The sequence below is a fragment of the Lysobacter sp. SCRH-1R genome (assembly GCF_057747855.1).
The window spans coordinates 1,056,734-1,081,353 of the sequence record NZ_CM173227.1 but is presented as its reverse complement, the minus strand read 5'-3'; the positions used below and the strand labels follow the sequence as shown (position 1 = coordinate 1,081,353).

Annotated in this window: 21 protein-coding genes and 1 pseudogene; 7 read left to right on the top strand and 15 right to left on the bottom strand. The window is 68.0% G+C overall.

The genetic code is table 11. The annotated features are described in order from the left end of the window. Window positions 1–5 precede the first annotated feature (5 nt). Together AC3ANK_RS05015 and AC3ANK_RS05010 are read left to right on the top strand one after the other, a co-directional pair. A complete protein-coding gene (locus tag AC3ANK_RS05015; RefSeq protein WP_484172273.1) occupies window positions 6–2,105 on the top strand; it encodes a M13 family metallopeptidase in 2,100 nt (699 codons plus the stop codon). Between the two features lie 165 nt (window positions 2,106–2,270). Continuing rightward, the gene (locus AC3ANK_RS05010) at window positions 2,271–4,286 is read left to right on the top strand and encodes a M13 family metallopeptidase (protein WP_484172272.1); all 2,016 of its coding nucleotides are present in this window, start codon (window positions 2,271–2,273) and stop codon (window positions 4,284–4,286) included. Between the two features lie 196 nt (window positions 4,287–4,482). Here the strand turns inward: AC3ANK_RS05010 and AC3ANK_RS05005 are convergent, their stop codons facing one another. Together AC3ANK_RS05005 and AC3ANK_RS05000 are read right to left on the bottom strand one after the other, a co-directional pair. Further along, window positions 4,483–5,139, bottom strand: a complete 657-nt coding sequence (locus AC3ANK_RS05005) for a rhomboid family intramembrane serine protease (protein WP_484172271.1) — start codon at window positions 5,137–5,139, stop codon at window positions 4,483–4,485. A gap of 211 nt (window positions 5,140–5,350) precedes the next feature. Then, window positions 5,351–5,683, bottom strand: a pseudogene (locus AC3ANK_RS05000) (MGMT family protein); the annotation flags it as partial. 38 nt (window positions 5,684–5,721) lie between these two features. On the opposite strand from AC3ANK_RS05000, the gene AC3ANK_RS04995 reads away from it, so the two are divergent. Continuing rightward, a complete protein-coding gene (locus AC3ANK_RS04995) occupies window positions 5,722–6,132 on the top strand; it encodes a hypothetical protein (protein WP_206859694.1) in 411 nt (136 codons plus the stop codon). Between the two features lie 115 nt (window positions 6,133–6,247). On the opposite strand, the gene AC3ANK_RS04990 is transcribed toward AC3ANK_RS04995, so the two are convergent. Continuing rightward, the gene (locus AC3ANK_RS04990; RefSeq protein ID WP_206859695.1) at window positions 6,248–7,375 is read right to left on the bottom strand and encodes an inorganic phosphate transporter; all 1,128 of its coding nucleotides are present in this window, start codon (window positions 7,373–7,375) and stop codon (window positions 6,248–6,250) included. A gap of 12 nt (window positions 7,376–7,387) precedes the next feature. Then, entirely contained in the window at window positions 7,388–8,014 is a 627-nt protein-coding gene (locus tag AC3ANK_RS04985) for a DUF47 domain-containing protein (RefSeq protein ID WP_206859696.1), read from the bottom strand. 250 nt (window positions 8,015–8,264) lie between these two features. Between AC3ANK_RS04985 and AC3ANK_RS04980 the strand changes: the two genes are divergently transcribed. Beyond that, window positions 8,265–9,605 (top strand): hemolysin family protein, encoded by a 1,341-nt coding sequence (locus tag AC3ANK_RS04980; protein ID WP_484172270.1) that lies wholly within the window; start codon window positions 8,265–8,267, stop codon window positions 9,603–9,605. Further along, window positions 9,586–10,230, top strand: coding sequence for an exopolysaccharide biosynthesis protein (locus AC3ANK_RS04975; RefSeq protein ID WP_206859698.1), 645 nt, complete (start codon window positions 9,586–9,588; stop codon window positions 10,228–10,230). Before AC3ANK_RS04980 ends, AC3ANK_RS04975 begins: the two co-directional genes overlap by 20 nt. A gap of 15 nt (window positions 10,231–10,245) precedes the next feature. On the opposite strand, the gene AC3ANK_RS04970 is transcribed toward AC3ANK_RS04975, so the two are convergent. Continuing rightward, window positions 10,246–10,434, bottom strand: a complete 189-nt coding sequence (locus AC3ANK_RS04970; protein WP_206859699.1) for a hypothetical protein — start codon at window positions 10,432–10,434, stop codon at window positions 10,246–10,248. Window positions 10,435–10,683: 249 nt separating this feature from the next. Between AC3ANK_RS04970 and AC3ANK_RS04965 the strand changes: the two genes are divergently transcribed. Further along, window positions 10,684–12,792, top strand: coding sequence for a methyl-accepting chemotaxis protein (locus AC3ANK_RS04965; protein ID WP_484172269.1), 2,109 nt, complete (start codon window positions 10,684–10,686; stop codon window positions 12,790–12,792). 84 nt (window positions 12,793–12,876) lie between these two features. Further along, window positions 12,877–13,275, top strand: coding sequence for a hypothetical protein (locus AC3ANK_RS04960; protein WP_484172268.1), 399 nt, complete (start codon window positions 12,877–12,879; stop codon window positions 13,273–13,275). A gap of 89 nt (window positions 13,276–13,364) precedes the next feature. Here the strand turns inward: AC3ANK_RS04960 and AC3ANK_RS04955 are convergent, their stop codons facing one another. The 10 genes from AC3ANK_RS04955 to rlmE form a co-directional block, all read right to left on the bottom strand. Beyond that, window positions 13,365–14,657: an adenylosuccinate synthase gene (locus tag AC3ANK_RS04955; RefSeq protein ID WP_206859702.1), complete on the bottom strand. Its 1,293-nt coding sequence runs from the start codon at window positions 14,655–14,657 to the stop codon at window positions 13,365–13,367. 240 nt (window positions 14,658–14,897) lie between these two features. After that, on the bottom strand, window positions 14,898–15,086 hold the full coding sequence (locus tag AC3ANK_RS04950) for a DUF2065 domain-containing protein (protein ID WP_425492466.1): 189 nt from the start codon (window positions 15,084–15,086) through the stop codon (window positions 14,898–14,900). An 8-nt stretch (window positions 15,087–15,094) separates the two neighbouring features. Further along, window positions 15,095–15,958: a protease modulator HflC gene (gene hflC, locus AC3ANK_RS04945; protein WP_206859703.1), complete on the bottom strand. Its 864-nt coding sequence runs from the start codon at window positions 15,956–15,958 to the stop codon at window positions 15,095–15,097. Beyond that, a complete protein-coding gene (hflK, locus tag AC3ANK_RS04940; protein WP_206859704.1) occupies window positions 15,955–17,067 on the bottom strand; it encodes an FtsH protease activity modulator HflK in 1,113 nt (370 codons plus the stop codon). The genes hflC and hflK overlap by 4 nt, the downstream gene beginning before the upstream one ends. A gap of 102 nt (window positions 17,068–17,169) precedes the next feature. Continuing rightward, window positions 17,170–18,495, bottom strand: coding sequence for a ribosome rescue GTPase HflX (gene hflX / locus AC3ANK_RS04935; protein ID WP_484172267.1), 1,326 nt, complete (start codon window positions 18,493–18,495; stop codon window positions 17,170–17,172). 114 nt (window positions 18,496–18,609) lie between these two features. Then, complete coding sequence (hfq, locus tag AC3ANK_RS04930) at window positions 18,610–18,885, bottom strand: RNA chaperone Hfq (protein WP_484172266.1); 276 nt, start codon at window positions 18,883–18,885, stop codon at window positions 18,610–18,612. Window positions 18,886–19,019: 134 nt separating this feature from the next. Further along, the gene (gene miaA, locus AC3ANK_RS04925) at window positions 19,020–19,994 is read right to left on the bottom strand and encodes a tRNA (adenosine(37)-N6)-dimethylallyltransferase MiaA (protein ID WP_484172265.1); all 975 of its coding nucleotides are present in this window, start codon (window positions 19,992–19,994) and stop codon (window positions 19,020–19,022) included. Window positions 19,995–20,794: 800 nt separating this feature from the next. Beyond that, on the bottom strand, window positions 20,795–21,694 hold the full coding sequence (gene folP, locus AC3ANK_RS04920) for a dihydropteroate synthase (RefSeq protein ID WP_484172264.1): 900 nt from the start codon (window positions 21,692–21,694) through the stop codon (window positions 20,795–20,797). 231 nt (window positions 21,695–21,925) lie between these two features. Beyond that, window positions 21,926–23,827 (bottom strand): ATP-dependent zinc metalloprotease FtsH, encoded by a 1,902-nt coding sequence (ftsH, locus tag AC3ANK_RS04915; protein WP_206859709.1) that lies wholly within the window; start codon window positions 23,825–23,827, stop codon window positions 21,926–21,928. A gap of 86 nt (window positions 23,828–23,913) precedes the next feature. Next, the gene (rlmE, locus tag AC3ANK_RS04910) at window positions 23,914–24,561 is read right to left on the bottom strand and encodes a 23S rRNA (uridine(2552)-2'-O)-methyltransferase RlmE (RefSeq protein ID WP_206859710.1); all 648 of its coding nucleotides are present in this window, start codon (window positions 24,559–24,561) and stop codon (window positions 23,914–23,916) included. Window positions 24,562–24,620 lie beyond the last annotated feature (59 nt).

Genomic DNA, 24,620 nt, shown 5'->3' with positions numbered 1-24,620 from the left:
CTTACGTGAGCCTCAAGAAACCCCAAGTCCTCGTCCTGTCCCTGGCCGTCGCCGCCGCGCTGACCGCGTGCGGCAAGAAGGAAGACGCCGCGCCGGCCGCCGACGCCGCCAAGCCGGCCGAAACCGCGTACAAGCTCGACGAGAGCAAGCTCCCGGGCGTGAACCGCTTCACCGTCGCCGACCTGGACACCTCCAAGAACGCGTGCGACGACTTCGGCGGCTACGTCAACGGCAAGTGGCTGGCGGCCAACGCGATCCCGGGCGACCGCACCTCGTGGGGCGCGTTCGAGATGCTCGATGAGCGCTCCACCGCCATCCAGCGCCAGCTCGCCGAGCAGGCCGCCGCCGACACCGGCGCCAAGGGCGTGGAGAAGATCGTCGGCGACTTCTGGGCCACCGGCATGGACGCGGCGAAGATCAACGAACAGGGCATCAAGCCGATCCAGGGCAAGCTCGACGCGATCGCCGCGCTCGACACCCCGGAGAAGATCGCCGACTACATCCGCACCAGCGCCGCCAAGGGCGAGAACTACCTGTTCGGCTTCGGCGCCGAAGCGGACTTCAAGGACTCCAGGAACAACATCGCCTACGCCTCGCAGGGCGGCCTGGGCCTGCCGGACAAGGAGTACTACACGAAGGCCGACAACAAGGAGAAGCTCGATGCCTACCAGGCGCACGTCGCCAAGGTGCTCGAACTGTCGGGCGTGCCGGCCACCGATGCCGCCAGGCAGGCGCAGGACGTGATCGCGTTCGAAACCCGCCTGGCGAAGGTGTCCAAGTCGAGCGAGGAACTCTCGCGCGACGTCTCGCTGTACTACCACCCGGTCAGCCCGGCCGACGCCGACAAGCTCGCGCCGAACTTCCCGTGGACGAAGTTCTTCGAATCGCAGGGCGTCGCGGTGCCGGCGATGTTCTCGCTGTCGATCCCCGAATTCCACGCCGAAGTCAGCAAGATGCTGGCCGAAGTGCCGGCCCGGCAGTGGCAGAGCTACCTGCGCTTCCACACCGTGGACAGCGCCTCGCCGTTCCTGTCGGACGCCTTCGTGCAGGAGAACTTCAATTTCTACAACAAGACCCTGCGCGGCCAGTCCGAGCTGAAGGAGCGCGGCAAGCGCGTGCTCGACACGATCGAGAGCGAAGCCGGCGAAGCGATGGGCCAGATGTACGTGAAGGTCGCCTTCCCGGCCGAATCGAAGGCGCGCATGGAGGAGCTGGTGAAGAACCTCTCCGCCTCACTCAAGACGCGCATCGAGAACCTCGCCTGGATGTCCGACGACACCAAGAAGAAGGCGATGGAGAAGTGGGCCGCCTTCACGCCGAAGATCGGCTACCCGGACAAGTGGCGCGACTGGACCGGCCTTGAGACCAGCCGCGACAGCTACATCGGCAACGTGCTGGCCGCCAACGAGTTCAACTACAAGTGGAACCTGGGCAAGATCGGCAAGCCGGTCGACCGCACCGAATGGGGCATGCCGCCGCAGATGGTGAACGCCTACTACAACCCGCTGCAGAACGAGATCGTCTTCCCGGCCGCCATCCTGCAGCCGCCGTTCTTCGATCCGAACGCCGACGACGCCACCAACTACGGCGGCATCGGTGCGGTCATCGGCCACGAGATGACGCACGGCTACGACGACCAGGGCAGCCGCTTCGGTGCCTCGGGCAACTTCGAGAACTGGTGGACCGACGCCGACGCGAAGGGCTTCACCGGCCGCACCGACAAGCTGGTGCAGCAGTTCAACGGCTACGAGGCGCAGCCGGGCGCGCACGTCAACGGCAAGCTGACGCTGGGCGAGAACATCGCCGACCTCGGCGGCCTGGCGACCGCCTACGACGCGATGAAGAAGGCGACCGAAGGCAAGGAAGACCCGAAGACCGACGGCCTGACCCGCGACCAGCGCTTCTTCCTCAACTGGGGCACCGTGTGGCGCCGCAACTTCAAGCCGGAAGAACTGCAGGTCCGCCTGAAGACCGACCCGCACGCGCCGGCCAACTTCCGCGCGATCGGTGCGCCGTCGAACATGCCGGCGTTCGCCGCGGCGTTCGAGTGCAAGCCGGGCCAGCCGATGGTGCGCGAAGGCGACAAGCAGGTGGTGATCTGGTAATCCGCTAGCGACACCGCAGGACACGGCCGCTCTCGTCGTCGGCCGCCGAAGGCCCGGGTTTCCCCGGGCCTTCTTTCTTTGGCCCTGGCCCATCGCCGTGAGCGCGGATCCTCACGTGGGCGTTGCTAGACTCCGGCCACCCTGCCCCCCAGGTCCGGAGCCGCCATGAACCGTGCCGTCATGAACCTGCGTCCGCTCGCCTGTGCGCTGATCGCCTGCCTGATCGCCGTGCCCCATGCCGAGGCGCAGAAGAAGCGCGCCCGATCCAAGGCGCCGGCCGCCCCGACCGCGTGCAGCGATTTCTACGCCAGTGCCAACGCCGACTGGCTGCGCGCCAACACGACGCCGCCCGCGTCGGGTTCGACGTCCGCGCTGGAGCAGCTCACCGCGCGCTCGCGCCAGCAGCAGCTCGACCTGCTCGATGCAGCATCCAGGTCGCCGCAGAACAACGTGCAGAAACTGCTTGGCGATTTCTGGGCGAGCGGCCTGGACGAAGCGGCGGTCGAGCGCGATGGCGCGCAGCCGATCGCGCCACTGATCTCGCGCATCGACGCGATAAAGAATGCGAAGGACATCCCGCCGTCGATCGCCGCGTTGCACCAGGTGGGCATCCCGGTGGTGTTCAACTTCGGCGCGGACGTGGACCTGCAGGATTTCGACCGCCATATCGGCTATTTCGCGCAGGGCGGCCTGGGCCTGCCCGATCCGGCGTACTACACGCGCAACGATGCGGATACGCAGGCGCTGATGGGGCGTTATCGCAATTACATCGAGAAGATCCTCGCGCTGACCGGCACGCCGGAAGCGCAGATCAAGACCGATGCGCAGGCGGTGCTCGACCTGGAAACGCGCATTGCGCGTGCGTCAAAACCGCTGGTGGACCTGCGCGATCCGCGCGCGAACTACGCGCCGGTCGAGACGAAGACGCTCGCCAAGCAGTACAAACGCCTGCAGCTGGGCGATTTCCTCAAGGTGCAGGCCGTCGCCGACGATCGCGTTTCGATGGCGAACCCGCAGTTGTTCGCGCAGCTCGACACGCTCATCGGCGGCCTCAAGCCCGCGCAGTGGAAGGCGTACCTGCGCTGGCGCGTGGGCGATGCGATGGCGCCGTATCTGGCGAAGTCCTTCCGCGACGCGGAGTTCGAATTCCGTGGCCGTGTGCTGCGCGGCCTTGCCGCGCCGCCGTCGCGGCCGCAGCAGGTGCTGGATGCGATCACGCTGGCGGCCGGCCCGATGGTCGGCCACGAGTACGCCGCGCGCCATTACTCGCCCGCGACCGACAAACGCGCCGAGGACATCGCCGCGCAGGTGCGCGACGCGCTGGGACAGGCGCTCGATCGCGATACGCGTTTCAGCGCGGCGGCGAAGGCGGAAGCCAAGGCGAAGCTGGAGAAGGTCAAGATCGAGGTCGGCACGCCGAACCGCGATCTCGACTACACCGTGCAGCCGATGGGTCGCGGCAGCTTCGGCAGCAACATGCTGATCGCCTCGACGTGGCGCCATCGCGAGGAAATGAAACGCATCGGCCGCGGCAACGCCGACCGCCGCTGGGACGTGCTGCCGCAGGATCCGTCGCTGGCCTACGACATCACGCAGAACCGCCTGATCGTCACCGCCGCGATGCTGCAGCCGCCGGTGTTCGATACGACGAAGGATGCGGCGTGGCTGTACGGTTCGTACGGCGCGCTGGTCGGGCACGAACTCAGCCACGGCTTCGACAATCGCGGGCGTTACGTCGATGCGAAGCAGGAACTGCGCGACTGGTGGACGCCGACCGAAACAACCGCGTGGGACGGGCTGAGCCGGCGCGTCGCGACGCAGTATTCCGCCTTCGACTATCCGGAACTGAAAGGCGTGAAGGTCAACGGTTCGCAGACGGCGGACGAGAACATCGCCGATCTCGCCGGCGTCGAACTGGCGTGGTCCGCCTTCCGCGCGGCCGAACCGGCTGCCGCGAAGCCGGCGCAGCAATCGTTCTACAAGGGCTGGGCCTCGCTGTGGCCGCAGCGCATGACCGAGGACATCGCACGCCAGCGCGCCGCCACGAGCGTGCATGCGCCGGGGCAATGGCGCACCAATGGACCGCTACGGAACCAGGCGTCGTTCGGCGAAGCGAATGCGTGCAAGGCGGGCAATGCGATGCAGCTCGCGGCGGACCAGCAGATACGGCTGTTTCCGTGAGCCTGCGGATCGCGGGCGGTCGATGTTGACGTTGTAGCGCGCGTAAGCGAATCGCACCCGGGACGCGGTCGCCTCTTCAACCCGGGTGCGCTTCGCTTGCCCGGGCTACAAGAGCGGCATCGTCTTTCCGAGCAAATCCGTCATCCCGGTGAAAGCCAGGATGGCGAGCAACAGCAACACCCCCACTCCAATCAAATCACTTCACCACCCGCATCCGCGGCGGCCCGCCCTTGCGCCGGAACGGCGGCTGCCCGCGCCAGTAACGGATCAGCAACCAGCCGAACAGCATGCCGCCCAGATGCGCGAAATGCGCCACGCCCGGCATCGTGTTGGTGACGCCCAGCAGCAGCTCGATCGCGCCGTAGACGATCACCAGCGTGCGCGCCTTCATCGGGATCGGCGGGATCAGCAGCATCACGCGCTGGTTCGGGAACAGCATGCCGTAGGCGAGCAGCAGGCCGAAGATGCCGCCGGACGCACCGACCGTGGGGTACGCCGCCGAGCCCTGCGACACCGTCCACATGCCCACCGCCAGCTGGCACAGCGCCGCGCCGACGATGCACACCAGGTAGTACGTGAGGTAACGGCGGTCGCCCCAGACGTGTTCCAGCGGCGCGCCGAACATCGCCAGCGCGAGCATGTTGAACAACAGGTGCGCGAAACCGCCATGCATGAAGCCGTAGGTGACCAGCTGCCACGGCATGAAGCCGACGCCGTACAGGTCGGCATCGCTGTTCGGCGGCCAGAGCATGAACTGCGCGAGTGCGACGTCACCGATGATCAGCTGCAGCACGAACACGAGTCCGTTCGCGATCAGCAGGGCCTTGGTGACGGGGGGAAGGTTGGAGAACATCGCGACTCCTTCAAGTGCGCTACATGGTAGCCGCCGCGACGGGCGACTGCGTTCGCGCGCGATACACGCACCGCGCCCTGGACCGTCGGGTGACCGGTCAGCGGCCGGCGCCGCGCCGTGCCGCGCCCCTGGCGGGCGGCTTGCGCGCGGCTCCCGCGGACTTCGGCGTGGAAGCGCGGCGCTTGCGCGCGTCGGGCGGCGACATCGGCATGCCCCACATCTGCTCGTCCAGCGTCGCCGCGGCGCGCTGGCCCTTCACGCGGCCGGCTTCCACATGCACGCCTTCGGCGCGCAGCCGCTGGCTCTGTTCGCGGAAGCCGCGCGAGCCCTCCGGGAAGGCGATGCGGCCATCCGAACGCAACACGCGATGCCACGGCAGGCGCGGGTCGTCGTTCTGGCCGAGCAGGCGCGCGACCAGGCGGGCCCGGCCCGGCAGGCCCGCGCGACGGGCGACCTCTCCGTAGCCTGCGACCTCGCCCGCCGGGATCGCCCGGATCGCGGCGAGAATCCGTCCATGTGCGTCGTCGGCAGCGGGCTTGCTCATCGCGGTAGCATACCGGTCTCCCCCGGAAGGAGCCGCCCGTGCGCAACTTCGACTCTATCCGCCGCCATCTGCAGGCCGCGAAATTCCGCCTGACCGACCACGACGTCGATGTGCTGTGCATCGAACTGTCGCTCGAACACGGCACCCGCCACCAGGCGATCTTCCTGTCCGAACTGGACGACGACGACGGCCGCCCCTACCTGCGCGTGAGCACCGCGGTGTCGCCGATCACCGGCCTGGACGCGAAACGGGCGCTCATCTTCAATTGGCAAAGCCGCGTGGGCTACCTCGCGATCGGCGACCTCGACGGCGTGCCGCACCTGCAGCTGTGCGAGAACCGTCCGTACGACGGGCTCGATCCGGCCGAAATCGACCGCCTCGTGCTGGAGATCGGCGGGCTGGGCGACCGGATGGAACGGATGCTGTCGGCGGGTGGTGATCTGTTCTGATTCGGGATTCGGGATACGAAAAGTCGTGGAAACAAGAAGGCCCGCCGATCGGCGGGCCTTTGCTTTTGCTTGTGATCCTGCGAATCACGAATCCCGAATCACGAATCCCGGCTACTCAAGCCCAGCCGAAGAACCGGAACAGCTCGAAGAACGCGTAGGCGATGCCGCCGGCCGCCGGGATCGTGAGGATCCACGCCCAGATCATCTTCTCCACGACCGTCCACTTGATCGCGTTGAAGCGCTTGGCCGTGCCAACGCCCATGATCGCCGAGGAGATGTTGTGCGTGGTCGAGACGGGGATGCCCAGCGTCGAGGCGGCCATGATCACCGAGGCCGCGCTGGTTTCGGCCGCGAAGCCGTTGATCGGATGCAGCTTCACCAGCTTGTGGCCCAGCGTCTTGATGATGCGCCAGCCGCCCGCGGCGGTACCGGCGGCCATCACGATCGCGCAGGTGAGCTTGATCCACAGGTCGATGTCGTTGTTCTCCAGCGCCGCCGGCGAGGGATGCAGGAACGCCAGCCACGACGGCAGGTTGTCCAGCGTGCCGGCCGACTGCGCGCCGACCAGCGCCAACGCGATGATGCCCATGGTCTTCTGCGCGTCGTTCATGCCGTGCGCGAAGCCCATGCCGGCCGCGGAGGCCAACTGCGCCTTGCCGAAGAACGCGTTGACCCAGCGCGGACGCGCCATGCGCGCCAGCACGCCGCCGCTGCGCGCCATGAAGGAGATGATCGCGAACAGGATGCCCATCACCAGGAAGCCCGCCGCGAAGCCCAGCAGCGGCGAGGACACCATCGGCACGATCACCTTCCACAGCACGCCGGCGCTCTTGTAGAGGGGCTCGGTGGGCTTGGACCAGATCACCGAATGGAAGTTGTTGCTCGCCGCGGCCACGGCCGCGCCGCACAGGCCGCCGATCAGCGCGTGCGAGGACGAGGACGGCAGGCCCTTCCACCACGTGATCAGGTTCCACACGATCGCGCCCAGCAGCGCGCACAGGATCAGCTGCGAGGTGACTTCGACCACGCCGGTGTCGAGCAGGCCCGAGGCGATCGTCTTGGCCACCGCGGTGCCCCACAGGGCGCCAAGCAGGTTGGTGGTCGCCGCGAGCATCACCGCCTGCATCGGCGAGAGCACCTTGGTCGCCACCACCGTGGCGATCGAGTTGGCGGTGTCGTGGAAGCCGTTGATGTACTCGAACGCGAGCGCCGCGAACACCACGACCAGGACCAGGGTCAGCATCGGCCCGGCCCCTTACGAGTTCTTCAACACGATTTCGTAGGCGACCACGCCGGCTTCGCGGCAACGGTCGATGGCCTTCTCCAGGATCTCGAAGAACTCCTTGAGCAGGAACATCTGCAGGTTGTCGAGCTGGCCGGAGTAGATGTCGCGGTACAGCTCGAGCATCAGGCGGTCGGCTTCGTTCTCGATCGCCCGCAGCTGGTCGTTGAGCGCCTTCATCGGCTCCAGCTTCAGGTTGCGCAGCTCGTGCACCATCTTCACCACCACCGCCGACGCCTGCTCGAGCATCGCCGCGCGCGGCGCGAAGTCGATGTGTTCCAGGTGGCGCGTGGCCAGGGAATAGCGGTCGGCGAACTTCTCGACCTGCTTGGGAATCTTGTACAGCGCCGAGGCCAGGGCCTCGATGTCCTCGCGCTCGATCGGCGTGATGAAGCTGTTGACCAGCTCGTGGCTGATCTTGTCGGACGCCTCGCGTTCGCGCTGGCGGGCCAGCTTGAAGGCGTCCAGCGCAGGCTGGCGATCGGCGGCCTTGAGCATGGCGTGCAGGGCCTTGGTGCTGTCGTGGGCGGCGACGGCGGCCTCCTCCAGCAGCGTGTAGAACTGGTTGCCTTGGCCGAAGATCGTTTGCAGGGAGAACATGCGGAGGGGGCCTCGTGTTGCCGGAACGCCCGGCTCGGTGGGTCTGCGGGGCGAATTATGACGGTTTGGCGACGAAGTCGCGCGCCCGGTACGGGTTGATTTCGGTCAGGCTGCTACCATCCTGAGGCCTGATCCCCATTTCACCCTGCCTCCACGCAATGGACGACGACCCGGAAAGGCCGCCCGCCCCCGCCTTCGCATGCCCTCACGGCCCCTGCACCCCAGCCTGCCATCCTGACGGACTGAGCGCATGCTGGAACTATTGATCGTCATTGCCCTGATCTTCCTCAACGCCTTCTTCGCGATGTCGGAGATGGCGCTGATGACCTCGCGCAAGATCAAGCTCAAGCAGATGGCCGAGTCCAGCCGCGGCGCGCAGGTCGCGCTGGAGCTGGCCGAGCACCCCGACAACCTGCTGTCCACCGTGCAGGTGGGCATCACGCTGATCGGCGTGCTGACCGGCCTGTTCGGCGGCGAAGCGATCGGCCTGGCGATCGCCAGCTGGCTGGAAGGCGTGCTGCCCAACGCCCGCGAATACGCGCGCGGCATCGGCATCGGCACCGCCGTGGGCCTGATCACCGCCGCGCAGGTCATCTTCGGCGAGCTGATCCCCAAGCGCCTGGCGCTCACCGCGTCCGAACGCATCGCGTGCACGGTGTCGATCCCTCTGTACTGGCTGTCGCGCATCGCGCGGCCGATCGTCGCCATGCTGGGCATGATCAACCGCTTCTTCCTGCGCCTGCTGGGCGTGAAGGACGACGCCCGCAGCGCCATCAGCGAAGAGGAAATCCGCCTGCTGGTGAGCGAAGGCCACGAGCAGGGCGTGATCGACGCCGACGAGCGCAAGATGATGAACCGCGTGCTCGGCCTGGGCGACCGCACCGCCGACAGCCTGATGACCCCGCGCACGCGCATCACCTGGCTGGATGCGGCGGTGGAGTTCGCCGAGAACCTGGCGACCATGCGCGAGACGCCGTTCTCGCGTTATCCGGTCTACCGCGAGAACGACAGCGAGGTGCTGGGCATCCTGGAGGTGAAGTCGCTCCTCGACCGCCTCGACGAGAAGGCACCGGACCTGTTCAAGGAACTGCGCGAGCCGCTGTTCGTGTCCGAATCCACGCATGCGATGAAGCTGCTGGAGATCTTCCGCGAGGAGCAGCAATCGCTCGCGCTGGTGGTTGACGAATACGGCGACGTCACCGGCATGGTCACCGTCGCCGACCTGATGGATGCCATCGTCGGCCGCGTGCACGCCATCGGCGGCGTGCTCGGCGAGGCCGAGGACGACAGCCATGCGCCGGTGGTGGAGCGCGCGGACGGCTCGTTCCTGCTCGACGGCTCGCTGCCGGTGGAAGACCTGCGCGAACTCATCGGCGGCGGGCGCCTGCCCGACGAGGACGAGCACGACTTCCACACCGCCGCCGGCATGGTCATCGCGCATTTCGGCCGCATTCCCTACGTCGGCGAGCATTTCGACTGGGCGCAGTGGCGCGTGGAAGTCGTGGACCTGGACGGTCCGCGCATCGACAAACTGCTGCTGTACAGGCGGCCCGAGCCGGAGCCGGTGACGGATGACGCCACCTCCGGCTGACCACGACCGCGACAAGCCCCGCGAGGCGGGAACGCGCCTGCTGCTGGACGTGTTCGCGGCGGGCGATCCCGACGAACAGCTGCGCATGGGCGACGTGCTGCACGGCCTGGGCGACCGTTCGTTCGGGATGCTGCTGTTCGTGTCGACCATTCCGGCGTTCATTCCGATTCCCGGCGTCGGCGGTGCGATCAGCGGGCCGCTGGTGATCCTGATCGGACTGCAGTTGCTGATCGGACTGCGCCAGCCGTGGCTGCCGAAGTTCCTCGCCCGGCGCGGGCCGCATCGCCACGCCATGAAGCGCTTCCGCGACCTGCTCGCGCCATGGCTGACCCGGCTGGAGAAGGTCGTGAAGCCACGCCTGCCGGTGCTGCTCGACCATCGCCTGGCGGACTTCTTCACCGGCGCGCTGCTGGTGCTGCTCGGACTGCTGCTTTCGCTGCCGATTCCGTTCACCAACTACCTGTTCGGCGCGTTGCTGCTGCTGTTCGCCTTCGCGCTGCTGGAGCGCGACGGCTGGCTGATGGCCGTCGCCTGGGCAGCGGGCGCGGTGGCGATCACCGTGTTCGGCGTGCTGTCGGGAAGCCTTGCGACGGCGGCTGCGGGTTGGATCGACATGCTGTTCTGAGGCGCGGTGACGCGCTCAGGCCAGAACCAGATCCGCCCACTCGAAGAAGTGCGCATCGCCGTCGAAGCACACCTCGATCATCGTCGGGTGCGTGTCGGCATGGATGCTCATCACCTGGCCGGTCTGGCCGAACTGGTCGCGGCGCGGATTCGTCACCCGTACGTCGCCGCCGATGATCAGATCGGCGTCGCTGAACTCGATCACGGCACTCTCCACCTGATGGACTGCCGGCAGGGTCGCGCGCCGCGGACGGCGCGGTGATGCGCCGGGTCAAATAACGGTCGGGAAAAAGTCGCTTGGCTCCGGCTGTCGGGCGTGGCCTGACAGGCCGTACCGCGACGCGCGCTTGCCGCGCGAACTGAACAGCGCACACGCCTCAAGACGCAACATTCCGCGCCGATAGAAGCATCGCGGGGAACGGAGGTCCCGCGTCCCTTGGCCTCCGGAACTCCCATGTCCACCTCACGTTCGACCAGCGTGCAAACCAAGCTGCTGGGCGCGCTCGCGCTCGGCCTCACCGTCATCCTCTTCTGCGCGCTCGGCGGTCTCGCCTCCGCGTGGCTCAGCCTGTCCACCGAAGTGCCGCCACAGGTGCAGCGCGCCGCCGACGCCGAACGCGTCGGCCGCGAGTTCCGCGCGCAGGTGCAGGAATGGAAGAACGTGCTGATCCGCGGCAACGACCCGGCGATGCTGGAAAAACACCTGAAGGCCTTCAAGGACAACGGCGCGCAGGTGCAGACGCTCGCGACCCAGCTGGCCGACGGCATCGACGATCCGGACGCGGCGAAGATCGCCCGCGAGTTCGTGCAGCAGCACGCGGCGTTGCAGGCGAATTACCTCGACGCGCTGGAGGCGTTCGCCGAATCCGGTTACGACACGCACGTCGGCGACGCCGCGGTGCAGGGCATGGATCGCGAGCCCACGCGCGTCCTGGAGTCGCTGATCGATCGCACCAAGAGGCTCGCCGACGCGGCGGTGTTGAAGACCTCGCAGGACGCCCGTCGCGGGCTGGTCGTCGCCGCCGCGCTCACCGTGCTCGCCGCGCTGGCGCTGGTGATCGCCATCGCCTGGTGGGTGCGCCGCTCGATCGTGCAGCCCATCGTGCAGGTCGCGCTCGCCGCGCAGGCGGTGTCGCGCGGCGAACTGGATTCGCGTCTCTCGGTGACCACGCGCGACGAGATCGGCACCCTCGCCCGCGCGATGCTCGACGTCACCGGCACGCTGACCGCGGTCTCCGCCGCGCAGGCCGACATGGCCGCGCGCCACGACGCCGGCGAAATGGGCTTCCGCATGGATGCGGCGCGTTTCCCTGGCGCCTACGGCCGCATGGTCGAGGACACCAACGCGCTCGTCGGCGCGCAGGTGTCGTTGATCGAACGCATGCTCGGCGTGATGCAGCGCTACGCGGTGGGTGACCTGTCGGTCGACATGGACGAACTACCGGGCGAAAAGGCTTCGATCACGCGCGCGATGGCCGCCTCCAAGCGCAACCTCGGCGCGATCAATGCGGAAATCCGCCGCCTGGTGGCCTGCGCGGCCGAAGGCGATTTCGCCACGCGCGGCGACGAAGCGGCGTTCCAGCACGATTTCCGCGACATGGTAGCGGGCCTCAACCGCCTGATGGCCGGCACCCACGGCAACCTGCAGCAGCTCTCGACGTTGCTGCGCGCGATCGCTGACGGCGACCTCACCGCGCGCATGCAGGGCGAACACCACGGCGTGTTCGCGACGATGCGCGACGACGCGAACGCGACCGTCGAACGGCTGCTGGAAATCGTCGGCGGCATCGTCGAGGTGACGCGCGCGATCAACGGCGCCGCCGCCGAAATTTCCGCCGGCAACAACGACCTGGCGCAGCGCACCGAACAGCAGGCGGCGAGCCTGGAGGAAACCGCCGCGTCGATGGAGGAGCTGACCACCACCGTGCGCCAGAATGCGCAGAGCGCGCGCGAGGCCAGCCAGCAGGCCGGCGAAGCGGCCGACGTGGCGCGCGACGGTGGCCGCGTCGTCGGCGACGTCGTCGCGACGATGGAAGGCATCGAGAAGTCGTCGCGCCGCATCGCCGAAATCATCGGCGTGATCGACGGCATCGCCTTCCAGACGAACATCCTCGCGCTCAATGCGGCCGTGGAAGCGGCGCGCGCGGGAGAACAGGGCCGCGGCTTCGCGGTGGTCGCCGGTGAAGTGCGCGCGCTCGCGCAGCGTTCGGCGAGCGCGGCGAAGGAGATCAAGGGCCTCATCGAGGATTCGGTGAGGCAGGTGACGACCGGTTCGGCGCTGGTGTCGCAGGCCGGCGGCACGATGCAGCGCATCGTCGAGTCGGTGCAGCGCGTGACCGGACTGGTGACCGAAATCGCCGCGGCCTCGCAGGAACAGGCCGCCGGCATCGAGCAGGTCAGCCGCACCGTCGTCCACATGGACGAGGCAACGCAGCAGAACGCCGCGCTGGTGGAGGAAGCTTCGGCGACGGCGAAGTCGATGGTCGACCAGGCGGCGCAGCTGGGCGGCGCGGTGTCGGTGTTCCGCACGCAGGGCACCCACGCATTCGCCGCGGCAGCGTGACACGTCGAAGCGACCGCTTCGGCACGTTCGTGCGACGGGAGCGCGAGGCATCATGATCGCCTCCTTTCCGCACGACGTGCCTGCATGAACACGCCTGCCCCCACCCCGGACTTCGCCGTCGGCCAGCTCTGGCGCTGCACTGGCCGCTCGCTCGTCGAGACGCCGAAGCTGCTGATCAACCGCATCGACGAGCATCCGCTCGGCGGCCACATCTTCCACGCGACCGTCTACGGCGTGCGTGTACGTAATCCGCGCCTGCCGGGCGGAATCATGGACAAACTGATGCACGTGCCGGTCACGCGCGACGTGCTCGAACAGAGCACCACGGCGCTGGAAGGCACGCGACCGATCGACCCGATCTACCAGCAAGGTTACCGGGAATGGAAGCAGGCCTTCGATGCGGGCCGCGCGGGCTCGTTCGGCGTGCCGTTGGCCACGATCCTGGAGATCATCGAGCGCGGCATGAACGGTCAAGGGCGCTGATCCGACGTCCTCTTCACGCCTCGCCGAGGGGACGGAAGCGAAAAGGCCCCGCGGTGCGGGGCCTTTTCCTTAGACGTTGAAACTGCGTATCAGGCGAACGGATCCTGCAGCACCATCGTGGCGTCGCGGTCCGGACCGGTGCTGACGATGGCGATCGGGCAGCCGGCCAGTTCCTCCAGCGCGCGCAGGTAGGCACGTGCGGCGGGCGGCAGCTTGTCCCACTCGGTGATGCCGTGCGTGCTCTCTTCCCAGCCCGGGAATTCCAGGTACACCGGCGTGCACTCTTCCCAGCCCGCCGCATCGAGCGGCGCGTACTCGGTGCGCTTGCCGCGGTATTCGTAGGCGATGCAGATCTTCAGCTTCTCCATGCCGTCGAGCACGTCGAGCTTGGTGATGCACAGGCCGGTGATGCCGTTGACGGCCACCGCGCGACGCAGCGCGACGATGTCCATCCAGCCACAGCGACGCGGACGGCCGGTGGTGGCGCCGTATTCCTGGCCGCGATCGCGCAGGCCCTGGCCGATGTCGTCGTCCAGTTCGGTCGGGAACGGACCGCCGCCGACGCGCGTGGCGTAAGCCTTGGCGATGCCGAGCACGTAGTCGATCGCGTCCGCGCCCACGCCGGTGCCGGCATACGCGCCGCCGACGGTGGTGTTGGAGGAGGTCACGTACGGATAGGTGCCGTGGTCGATGTCGAGCAGCGAGCCCTGCGCGCCTTCGAACAGCACCTTCTGCCCCTGCTTGCGCAGCTCGTGGAGGATGCCGGCGACATCGGACTTCATCGGCTCGACGTATTCGCCGAAGGCCAGCGCTTCGTCCAGCGTCTGCTGGAAGTCGACCGCGTCCACGCCCAGGTACTTGGTCAGCACGAAGTTGTGGTAGTCCATGGTCGCGCGCAGCTTGTCGGCCAGTTGCTGCGGGTAATGCAGGTCGGCCACGCGGATGCCGCGACGCGCGACCTTGTCCTCGTACGCCGGGCCGATGCCGCGGCCGGTGGTGCCGATGGCCTTGCCGCCGGCGGCCTTCTCGCGGGCCTGATCCAGCGCGATGTGGTACGGCATGATCAGCGGCGTGGCCGGGCTGATCTTCAGGCGCGAGCGGACCTCCACGCCGTTGGCTTCCAGCTCGGCGATTTCCTTCTGCAGCGCCGCCGGCGACAGCACGACGCCGTTGCCGATCAGGCACAGCGCGCCTTCGCGCAGGATGCCGGAGGGAATCAGGTGCAGGACGGTCTTCTTGCCGCCGATGACCAGCGTGTGGCCGGCGTTGTGGCCGCCCTGGAAACGCACCACCGCCCCGATGTCCTGCGTGAGCAGATCGACGATCTTGCCCTTGCCTTCATCGCCCCATTGGGCACCGAGAACGACGACTGACTGACCCATTTCGAAGCTCCTGACTCCGTTGCTTTGGATGGCCGCACGGCCGGGCCGCTCGCGGGGACTCCGGATGGGGCCCGCAAACAGCAAGAAAGCCGGCGGGGCGCTGGGCCCCGTCCGGCTTTTGTGCATTATCCGGGTTTTGGGTCGGCGGGACCACCCCGCCGCGATGGCCGGCCTTCACCCTGGCCGGCCCAGGCCGCGATCAACGTCCAATGGCCTCGATCGGCACGCTCCGGGCGTGACTCAACCGCGAACCAGCCACAGCGAGAGCAGTCCGATCCCGACGACCACCCCGCCGACCACGCGCAGCTGCCGGTCCGGCAGGGCGTGGAGCTGCTCGGCGGCGCGCTTCCAGCCGCGCGGCGCGGCGAAGAGGAACAGGCCCTCCAGCACCGCGACCAGGCACAGGGCCGACACCAGTTGTTCCAGCATGCGGGCGGTCAGCGATCCGAACGCAGGTACTGCAGGAACGGGTCGTCCTTGCTCAGCACGATCACGCCGTCGCCATTGGCGAACGACTTGCGGTACGCATCCAGGCTGCGCTGGAACGCGAAGAAGCCCGGATCCTTGTTCGCCGCCTCGGCGAACAGGCGCGTGGCCTCGGCATCGCCTTCGCCACGCAGCTTCTGCGCGTCGCGCTCGGCCTCGGCGACGATCACCGCCTTGTCGCGATCGGCCTTGGCGCGGATCGCCTGCGCCTGCTCCAGGCCTTCGGCGCGCAGCTGGCTGGCGACCTGCAGGCGCTGGCTGCGCATCTGGTTGTAGACCGAGCCGACGACGTTGCTGTCCTGCGGCAGGTCGATACGCTTGATGCGGATGTCGACGATCTTCACGCCCAGCGTCTGCGCGCCCTGGTTGATCGCGTCGAGCTGGCGGCCGATCACCGACGTGCGGTCGCCCGACACCACCTGCTGCAGCGTGCGCGAGTTGATCTCGTTGCGCAGCGAGTCGCGGATGATCGGCGCCAGACGCTCGACCGCGGTGGTCTCGTCGCCGCCGGTGGCTCGGTAGAACGTGCGCATGTCCTGGATGCGGCCCAGCGCGAAGAAGTCGACGCTGACGTTCTGCTTGTCGTAGGTGAGGTAGCGCTCGGGTTCGGCGTCGAGCACCTGCAGGCGGCGGTCGAACACGCGCGCGCTTTCGACCAGCGGCCACTTGAAGTGCAGGCCCGGGCCGATGTCGGTGCGCACCACGCGGCCGAGGTTGAGCACGATCGCGCTGTGCCCTTCCCTCACCACGAACACCGAACCGAGCAGTGCGAACAGGGCCGCGACGACGGCGGCGATCCACAGGGAGAATTTCATCGCGTCACCTCCTCACGGCCGGACGGCCGGGGCGAACGAGCGGGTCGGGGCGTCTCGACGGGTTCCGTGCTGGCCGGAGGCGCGAGCAGGTCCGGCGTGAGCAGCGGCGAATTCGGTGCCGGCGCCGGCGTGCGGCGCTCGCCGATCGGGACGTAAAGGATCTGGCGGGAATCGGCACCGACGATCGTGCGGTTGTCGGACAGCACGTCCTGCACCGTGTCCAGCCACAGGCGCTTGCGCGTGACGTCCGGCGCGGCCTTGTACTGGTCGACCATCAGCGAGAAGCGGGCGGCATCGCCCTGCGCGCGCGCGACCGTCGCGGTCTTGTAACCCTCGGCACCGGCGCGCACGCGCGCGGCCTCGCCTCGCGCTTCCGGCACGATCTGCTTCGCGTAGGCCTGGGCCTGGTTGATCTGCGTGGTCTTGTCGGACGCGGCGCGCTGCACTTCGTCGAACGCGTCCTTCACCTCGTCCGGCGGACGCGCGTTGGGCAGGTTCAGTTCGGTGACCACCAGGCCGGTGCGATAAGCCTGCAGCGAGGACTGCAGCCGCTCGCGCACGGTGGTGGTGAGTTCGGCGCGCGCGTTGAGCACGGTGTCGAGATCGGAACGGCCGACCTGCTCGCGCACGGCGCTCTGCGCGGCTTCCTTCAGCACGCGGTCGGCGTCGCGCGAACCGAACAGGTACATCTGCGGATCGCCGATGCGGTACTGCACGTTGATGTCGACGTTCACGATGTTCGCATCGCGCGTGAACACCGGCACGGTGTCGCTGTAGGCGTTGCTCTGGGTCGCGTTGACCTTGGTCACGCGCTCGATCGGCCAGGGCATCTTGAAATGCGGGCCCGGCTGCAGCACGCGCGAGAACTGGCCGAAGCGCAGGACCACGCCGCGTTCCTGTTCGGTCACCAGCACGAAGCAGTTGAAGGCCAGCCACAGCGCGAAGACGATGCCGACCCAGCGCAGGATGCCGCCGCTGCCGCCACCGCCGCCGAAGATGCCGCGCAGCGGATCGAGCAGCGCGTCGAGGCCGCGCCCGCCGGGCCTGCGGCGGGGGTTTCGTCCGTTCGAACCGCCGGAATTGTCACTGCCAGGGGTGTTCCAGGCCATGCCTGCTCCAAAGGAAGGATCCGCGTCCGCATTCAGCCGCGCGGACGTGCGTCGATTCTAGGTGGGGGTGCGATGTGCCTCAAGCAAGGCGGCCGAAGCGCCCTAACTCGCCCAGGCCGCGTCCTCGTCTTCCTGCTCGGGCAACAGCGGACGCAGCGCCTCGCCGTGCGCCTGCACGAACAGGCGTTGCGCGTCGGCCAGCGGCAGGTCGACGCGGATGCGCCAGCCGTGTTCGTCGTGCTCCTCGCCACGCACCGCGCCCAGGTCGTGCAGGCGCGCGCGCAGCTTCGCCGCCTGCGGCGGCAGGCGCACTTCGCCGACGACGTGGCGCAGCTCCAGCGCTTCGGCGAGCGCCTGACGCAGCAGGTCCAGGCCCGAGCCGTCGCGCGCCGACAGCCATACGCGCACGCGCCCTTCGGCCGGGCGGTCGATGCGCGGCGCGACCGCCTCGCCGTCGTTGCCGAGCCGGTCGATCTTGTTGAACACCAGCACCTGCGGCAGATCGCCCGCGCCGATGTCCTTGAGCACTTCGTCGACCTGCGCGATGCGTTCGTCGCGCAGCGGATCGGCGGCATCGACGACATGCAGCAGCAGGTCGGCCTCGCGCGCCTCAGCCAGGGTCGAACGGAACGCGGCGACCAGTTCGTGCGGAAGATCGCGCACGAAACCGACGGTGTCGGCCAGCACCACGCCGCCGCCGGACAGCTCGATGCGCCGCACCGTCGGGTCCAGCGTCGCGAACAGCTGGTCCGCGGCATAGGCTTCCGCGCCGGTCAGCGCGTTGAACAGGGTTGACTTGCCGGCGTTGGTGTAGCCCACCAGCGCCACGCGCGGCAGTTCGCTGCGCACGCGCGCGCGACGCATCTGGGTGCGCTGGACTTCGACCTTCTCCAGCCGCTTCTGCAGCTGCTCCAGGCGCTTCTGCAGCAGGCGGCGGTCGGTTTCCAGCTGGGTTTCGCCGGGACCGCGCAAGCCGATGGAACCGCCGCGCTGGCGCTCAAGGTGGGTCCAGCCGCGCACCAGTCGCGTGGCCATGTGCTTGAGCTGGGCCAGTTCGACCTGCAGCTTGCCGTCATGGCTGTGGGCGCGCTGGGCGAAGATGTCCAGGATCAGACCGGTGCGGTCGACCACGCGGCGCTGAAGCGCGCGTTCGAGGTTGCGTTCCTGGCCGGGCGACAGCGGATGGTTGACGAGGATGAGGTCGGCGCCGGTCGCATCGGCCGCGGCCTTCACCTCTTCCAGCTTGCCGCTGCCGATGAGCATGGCGGCGTTGGGGCGGTCGATGCGCGCGGTGAGCACCGCGGCGACCGTCGCGCCCGCGGAACGGGCGAGATCGGCGAACTCCTCCAGCAATCCCTCGTCCGGCGGACCGCCGGCATGGGGTTGGATCAGGAGGGCGTGCTCGCCTTTGCGGGATCGTTCGAACAAACCAGGTCGACCTGTACGGGGGCAGGAAGACAAGATGGGCGCCGACCCGCGGCGGCACAAGGGCCGCAGGTCATCGCGCCGCCGGCCGGGTGCGACCCGGCCGGTCGCGGGGCCTTACTCGGCCTCGTCGGCACCCTCGGCGCCGGATTCGGACGACTGGACGTAGCCGCCGCCCGGCCCCACGCGCACGTTGCGCGCCGGCACCACGGTGGAAATCGCGTGCTTGTAGACCATCTGGCTGACGGTGTTGCGCAGGAGGACGACGAACTGGTCGAAGGACTCGATCGTGCCCTGCAGCTTGATGCCGTTGACCAGGTAGACCGACACCGGCACGCGTTCGCGCCTGAGCGCGTTCAGGAAAGGATCCTGCAAAGACTGTCCTTTGGACATGTTGTTCCCCAACTCGTTCTAGTTATCAGTGGTGTTGCAGCCCGGCGTCAGACGGGGGCGCATCGCCGGTCCGTCCCCACAGCGGCGACCGCCCGATGGTAGCGCAAACCCGCCACGGTGCACGCGCACCGGATTCAACGCCCGGCCGGTCCGCCGGGCGGTCGCATGAAGGCCGACAGCACCGCCTCCAGCGCGTCGCGCTGGACCAGTGGGTCGAACCAGAGCGCGTCGAGTTCCCCGCGCAGCCAGGTGAGCTGGCGCTTGGCGAGCTGCCGGGTGGCGTACACGCCGCGATCGCGGAACTCCGCGGCCTCGGTATCGCCCTCCAGGTGCTCCCACGCCTGCCGGTACCCCACCGCGCGCAGGGCCGGCAGGTCGAGCGGCGCCGGATGGTCGCGCAGTTGCGGAATCGACCGCAGCGCACGGACTTCGTCCAGGAAGCCATCCGCCAGCATCAGGTCGAACCGCCGCGCGATGCGCTCGTGCAGCGTCGCGCGATCGGCCGGCGCCAGGACCAGCCTGAGCACCCGCACCGGCAGGCGCGGCGGTGGCGGCTCGCGGCGCCAGTCGCTGATGGTGCGGCCGGAGAGGCGGAACACCTCCAGCGCCCGCTGGATGCGCTGCGCGTCGGTGGCGTGGATGCGCGCGGCGGCCTCCGGGTCGATGCCGGCCAGTTCGGCATGCAGCGCCGTCCAGCCGTGGCGTTGCGCCTCGGCTTCCAGCTGCGCCCGCACGCCGGCGTCGGCCTCGGGCATCGGCGAGAGCCCGCGCAGCAGCGCATGGAAATACAGGCCGGTGCCGCCGGCGAGGATCGGCAGGCGCCCGCGCGTGAGGATGTCGTCCACCGCACGGCGCGCGTCCTGCGCGAACTCCGCCGCCGAGTACGGCTGCCATGGCTCGCGCAGGTCGATCAGGTGGTGCGGCACGCGCGCCTGCTCCGCCAGCGTCGGCTTGGCCGAACCGATGTCGAGCCGCTTGTACACGAGCGCGGAATCGACGCTGACGATCTCGCCGCCGAAGCGTTCGGCCCAGTCGAGCGCGAGCGCGGTCTTGCCCGAGGCGGTCGGGCCCATCAGGGCGATCGCGATGGGGCGCGTGTCGGCGGGCATGTCGGAGGCGGCAACTCGGGGGCGTAGCCTCGCACAGCGGCACCGCGCGCGAAACTCGCCGCTTTCCACACAAGGTGTGGAGAACCACTGGGGCAAGGCTGTTGATAAGACGCCGCAGCCCAGACGTCGCAAGCGTTCCCGGGTGAATGGCGAAATTTTGGCCAGCCCGCCGCGGCTATCCACACCGCCTGTGGACAAGCCTGCGGACAGCGGTGTGAAGAGTCCCCGCATCGCTCGCAGTGACGGGGCTTGCCGCAGGTTTGGACAAAAAATCACCACACATTCTTCTTGACGACGGCGTCCGTTTCGGCATCACCGCCCCATGCTCCGGGAACAGGTTCCCGACGCCACAATCGCAACTATCCACATCGCCTGTGGACAAGCATGCGGACATCGATGTGGAGACGTGGCTGCACCCCTTGCGGTGCAAGCACCGCAAGGGGTTTGGCGAATAACTGACCGCAGGAAACGTTTGACTTGCGCGTCCATTTCGGCATCGCGCCGCATCGCATTCGCGCACGATGCATTTCGATATCCACACCGCTTGTGGACAAGCATGCGGACATCGTTGTGGAGACGATGCCGCAAGCCTTGCAGCGCAAGCGTTTCCGGGATCTGGCTAGAAATTGACCACTCGAATCGCTTGACGGGGAGGGCGATTCGGGCATCGAAACGCGCGGTATCCACACAAGCTGTGGACAAGCATGCGGACAGCGGTGTGCGTATCGCGTCGCAGCCCTTGCGCCACAAGGCGCGCGGCATGTTTGATCAAAAAATCGCCACGCGGCGATGTCGCGATGTCAATCGTCGTCGGGCCACTTCGGCATCGACGGCGCCGGCTTCGCGCGCGGCATCGCCTGCGAGGCGATCGCGTTCCACACCTTCAGCGCGTCGACGGTGGCGGCCACGTCGTGCACGCGCAGCAGCTTCGCGCCGCGTTGCGCGGCGATCAGGTGCGCGGCGACGGAACCGGTCGCGCGGTCGCGCGGCTCGTTGCGTCCGGTGATCTCGCCGATCGTGCGCTTGCGCGAAAGTCCCGCGAGCACCGGAACGCCGAGTTCGGCAAAACGCTCCAGCTGCGCGAGCAAGGCGAGGTTGTGCTGCGTGTTCTTGCCGAAGCCGAAACCCGGATCGACGACGATCTTCCTCTTCGCGATGCCGGCCATTTCCGCGGCGAAGATGCGCTCGGCGAGGAAGCGGTGCACGTCGGCGACGACATCGTCGTAGTGCGGCGCCTCCTGCATCGATCGCGGTTCGCCCTGCATGTGCATCAGCACGACCGGCACGCCGAGCGCGGCGGCCGTGTCGAGCGCGCCTTCGCGGCGCAATGCGTAGACGTCGTTGACCAGGCCCGCGCCGGCCTGCACGGCGGCGCGCATCACTTCGGGTTTCGAGGTGTCGATGCTGATCGGCAGCGAGGTTTCCTTCGCCAGACGTTCGATCACCGGAATCGTGCGACGCAGTTCTTCCTCGACCGGTACGTCGGCCGCCCCGGGCCGCGTGGATTCGCCGCCGATGTCGAGGATGTCCGCGCCCTCCTCGGCCAGCTTCAGGCCGTGCGCCACCGCGGCCTCGAACGTGTCGTGCGCGCCGCCGTCGGAGAACGAGTCCGGCGTGACGTTGACGATGCCCATGACGCGCGGGCGATCCAGCGCGAGGGGACGGCCGTTGCAGTCGAGGATGGGCGTGGTGTCGAACATGGCGGGCTGTCGTCGCGGGGAAGGTGTGATCTTACGGCTCCGCGCGATGCGAGGTCGGCGGCGCCGGTCTCGCGCCTTGTTGTTGTAGCGCGGGTAAGCGCGGCACGCCCGGGTGAATGACCAGGTCCCCGGGTGCGCTGCGCTTACCGGGCTGCAAGAGCCGCATCGTCCCGACCAAGAAAAGAGCCGGCACAAGGCCGGCTCTTCGAACGACTTCGCGATGGCTGCGGATCAGGTCTGCGCCGCAGGGCCGCCGATCGTGCCCGGGCGCTCGCCGTCGTCCTTCGGCGTCTTGCCGGACTTCGACCAGTCGGCCGGCGGGCCCGGACGGCGGCCGGCCATGATGTCGTCGATCTGGTGCGCGTCGATGGTTTCGTACTGCAACAGCGCGTCGGCCATCATGTGCAGCTTGTCGAGGTTGTCCTTGAGGATCTGCGTGGTGCGGCCGTAGGCCTTGTCGAGGATGCCGCGCACCACTTCGTCGATCTTGCGCGCGGTCTCGTTCGACACGTTCTTGTGCTGCGTGACCGAACGGCCCAGGAACACCTCGTCCTCTTCCTCGCCGTAGGCGATCGGACCCAGTTCGTCCGACAGGCCCCACTTGGTGACCATGTTTCGGGCCATCTTGGTGGCGCGCTCGATGTCGTTGGACGCACCGGTGGTGACCTTGTCGGCACCGAAGATCAGCTCCTCGGCGACGCGGCCACCGTACAGCGAGCAGAGCTGCGATTCGATCGCGGTCTTGTTGTAGCTGTACTTGTCGCCTTCCGGCAGGTACATCGTCACGCCCAGCGCGCGACCGCGCGGGATGATGGTGACCTTGTAGACCGGGTCGTGCTCCGGAACGATGCGGCCGACGATGGCGTGGCCCGCCTCGTGGTAGGCGGTGAGCTTCTTCTCGTCCTCGCTCATCGCCATCGAACGACGCTCGGCACCCATCAGGATCTTGTCGCGCGCACGGTCGAAGTGCTCCATGCGCACGTCCTTGGCGTTCTCGCGCGCGGCGAACAGCGCCGCCTCGTTGCACAGGTTCGCCAAGTCCGCGCCGGAGAAGCCCGGCGTGCCGCGCGCGATCGTCATCGGATCGACGTCGTCGTGCAGCGGCAGCTTGCGCATGTGCACGCGCAGGATCTGCTCGCGGCCCTTCACGTCCGGCAGGCCGACCACGACCTGTCGGTCGAAACGACCCGGACGCAGCAGCGCCGGATCGAGCACGTCCGGACGGTTGGTCGCGGCGATGACGATGACGCCCTCGCCGCCTTCGAAGCCGTCCATCTCGACCAGCAGCTGGTTGAGCGTCTGCTCGCGCTCGTCGTGACCACCGCCCAGGCCGGCGCCGCGATGGCGGCCGACGGCGTCGATCTCGTCGATGAAGATGATGCAGGGCGCGTGCTTCTTGGCCTGGTCGAACATGTCGCGCACGCGGCTCGCGCCGACGCCTACGAACATCTCGACGAAATCCGAACCGGAGATGCTGAAGAACGGCACCTTCGCCTCGCCCGCGATGGCGCGCGCAAGCAGCGTCTTGCCGGTGCCCGGCGGGCCGACCATCAGCACGCCGCGCGGAATCTTGCCGCCCAGCTTCTGGAACTTGGAGGGATCGCGCAGGAATTCGACCAGTTCGCCGACTTCCTCCTTCGCCTCGTCGCAGCCGGCGACGTCGGCCAGCGTGACCTTGACCTGGTCCTCGCCCTGCAGCTTGGCGCGCGAACGGCCGAAGCTCATCGCGCCCTTGCTGCCGCCCTGCTGCATCTGGCGCATGAAATAGACCCAGATGCCGATGAACAGCAACCAGGGCAGGACGTTGATGATGATGTAGAGGATCGACGGGCCGCTCTGCGGCGGCTGCTGGTCGATGGCGACCTTGTGGTTGATCAGGTCGTTGATCAGGTCCTTGTCGTCCTTGGGCTTGTAGGTCGTGAACTTCGAGCCGTCGTTGCGCTCACCGGTGATGGTGGCGCCGTCGTCGGCGATCTTCACTTCCTTCACCCGGTCCTGCTGGACCTGGTGGACGAACTGGTCGTACTGGAGCGTTTCGGCAACTCCCGCGCGCGGCCCGAATGCCTGGAAGACCACCATCAGCACGACGGCGACGATCACCCAGAGCAGCAGATTCTTGGCCAAATCGTTCATTCAGTTCCTACCTGGCGCCCTTGGCGCATTGCAGCGGGGGTGGCGCGCACCCGTCCCGGGCGCGTCGCCGTACAACCTTCCGAACCTTACTTCATTACCGCGCGCTTGCCCTGTGCCAGCGCGTAGACCTCGGGCGACCGCTTGCGCGAGGCCTCGGGCTTGCGGATCACGACCCGGTCGTAACGCCGGCGCAGCTCCTTCACGTACTCGTCGAAGCCGACCCCCTGGAACAACTTGATCAGGAAGTTGCCCCCGGTGCGCAGGTGCCGGTCGGCGAAGTCCATCGCCAGCTCCGAGAGGTACATCGCCCGGGGCATGTCGACCGCGTCCACGCCACTCTTATTGGGGGCCATGTCGGACAGGACAAGGTCCACCTGCTGTCCGTTCAGCGCCGCTACCAGGCGGGATAGGACCTCATCTTCCCTGAAATCCCCATGAAGGAATTCGACGCCGGCGAGCGACGGCATGTCGAGGATGTCCAGGGCGATGACCCGGCCCGGACGCGCCGGATCGAGGCGATCGAGCTCCTGCCGGACCCACTGGGACCAGCCGCCCGGGGCGGCGCCCAGGTCCACCACGACCATGCCCGGCTTGAGCAGGCGGTCGCGTTCGACCAGTTCCTCCAGCTTGTAGGCCGCGCGCGAACGCAGGCCCTCGGCCTTGGCCTTCTTCACGAAGGGGTCGGAAAAGTGTTCCTTGAGCCAGCGTTGGCTGGATTTGCTGCGGCTCGCCATCGGCCGGCGTCGAGGTGGGCGTGGGGGTGGTCATGATACCCTGCGCGCCCCCCAGAGGT

Coding starts and splice junctions, on each gene's coding strand:
- AC3ANK_RS05010 (WP_484172272.1), top strand. CDS start 2,271: ATGAACCGTGCCGTCATGAACCTGCGTCCGCTCGCCTGTGCGCTGATC.
- AC3ANK_RS05005 (WP_484172271.1), bottom strand. CDS start 5,139: ATGTTCTCCAACCTTCCCCCCGTCACCAAGGCCCTGCTGATCGCGAAC.
- AC3ANK_RS04990 (WP_206859695.1), bottom strand. CDS start 7,375: ATGCTGACCCTGGTCCTGGTCGTGGTGTTCGCGGCGCTCGCGTTCGAG.
- AC3ANK_RS04985 (WP_206859696.1), bottom strand. CDS start 8,014: ATGTTCTCCCTGCAAACGATCTTCGGCCAAGGCAACCAGTTCTACACG.
- AC3ANK_RS04980 (WP_484172270.1), top strand. CDS start 8,265: ATGCTGGAACTATTGATCGTCATTGCCCTGATCTTCCTCAACGCCTTC.
- AC3ANK_RS04975 (WP_206859698.1), top strand. CDS start 9,586: ATGACGCCACCTCCGGCTGACCACGACCGCGACAAGCCCCGCGAGGCG.
- AC3ANK_RS04965 (WP_484172269.1), top strand. CDS start 10,684: ATGTCCACCTCACGTTCGACCAGCGTGCAAACCAAGCTGCTGGGCGCG.
- AC3ANK_RS04960 (WP_484172268.1), top strand. CDS start 12,877: ATGAACACGCCTGCCCCCACCCCGGACTTCGCCGTCGGCCAGCTCTGG.
- AC3ANK_RS04955 (WP_206859702.1), bottom strand. CDS start 14,657: ATGGGTCAGTCAGTCGTCGTTCTCGGTGCCCAATGGGGCGATGAAGGC.
- AC3ANK_RS04950 (WP_425492466.1), bottom strand. CDS start 15,086: ATGCTGGAACAACTGGTGTCGGCCCTGTGCCTGGTCGCGGTGCTGGAG.
- hflC (WP_206859703.1), bottom strand. CDS start 15,958: ATGAAATTCTCCCTGTGGATCGCCGCCGTCGTCGCGGCCCTGTTCGCA.
- hflK (WP_206859704.1), bottom strand. CDS start 17,067: ATGGCCTGGAACACCCCTGGCAGTGACAATTCCGGCGGTTCGAACGGA.
- hfq (WP_484172266.1), bottom strand. CDS start 18,885: ATGTCCAAAGGACAGTCTTTGCAGGATCCTTTCCTGAACGCGCTCAGG.
- miaA (WP_484172265.1), bottom strand. CDS start 19,994: ATGCCCGCCGACACGCGCCCCATCGCGATCGCCCTGATGGGCCCGACC.
- folP (WP_484172264.1), bottom strand. CDS start 21,694: ATGTTCGACACCACGCCCATCCTCGACTGCAACGGCCGTCCCCTCGCG.
- ftsH (WP_206859709.1), bottom strand. CDS start 23,827: ATGAACGATTTGGCCAAGAATCTGCTGCTCTGGGTGATCGTCGCCGTC.
- rlmE (WP_206859710.1), bottom strand. CDS start 24,561: ATGGCGAGCCGCAGCAAATCCAGCCAACGCTGGCTCAAGGAACACTTT.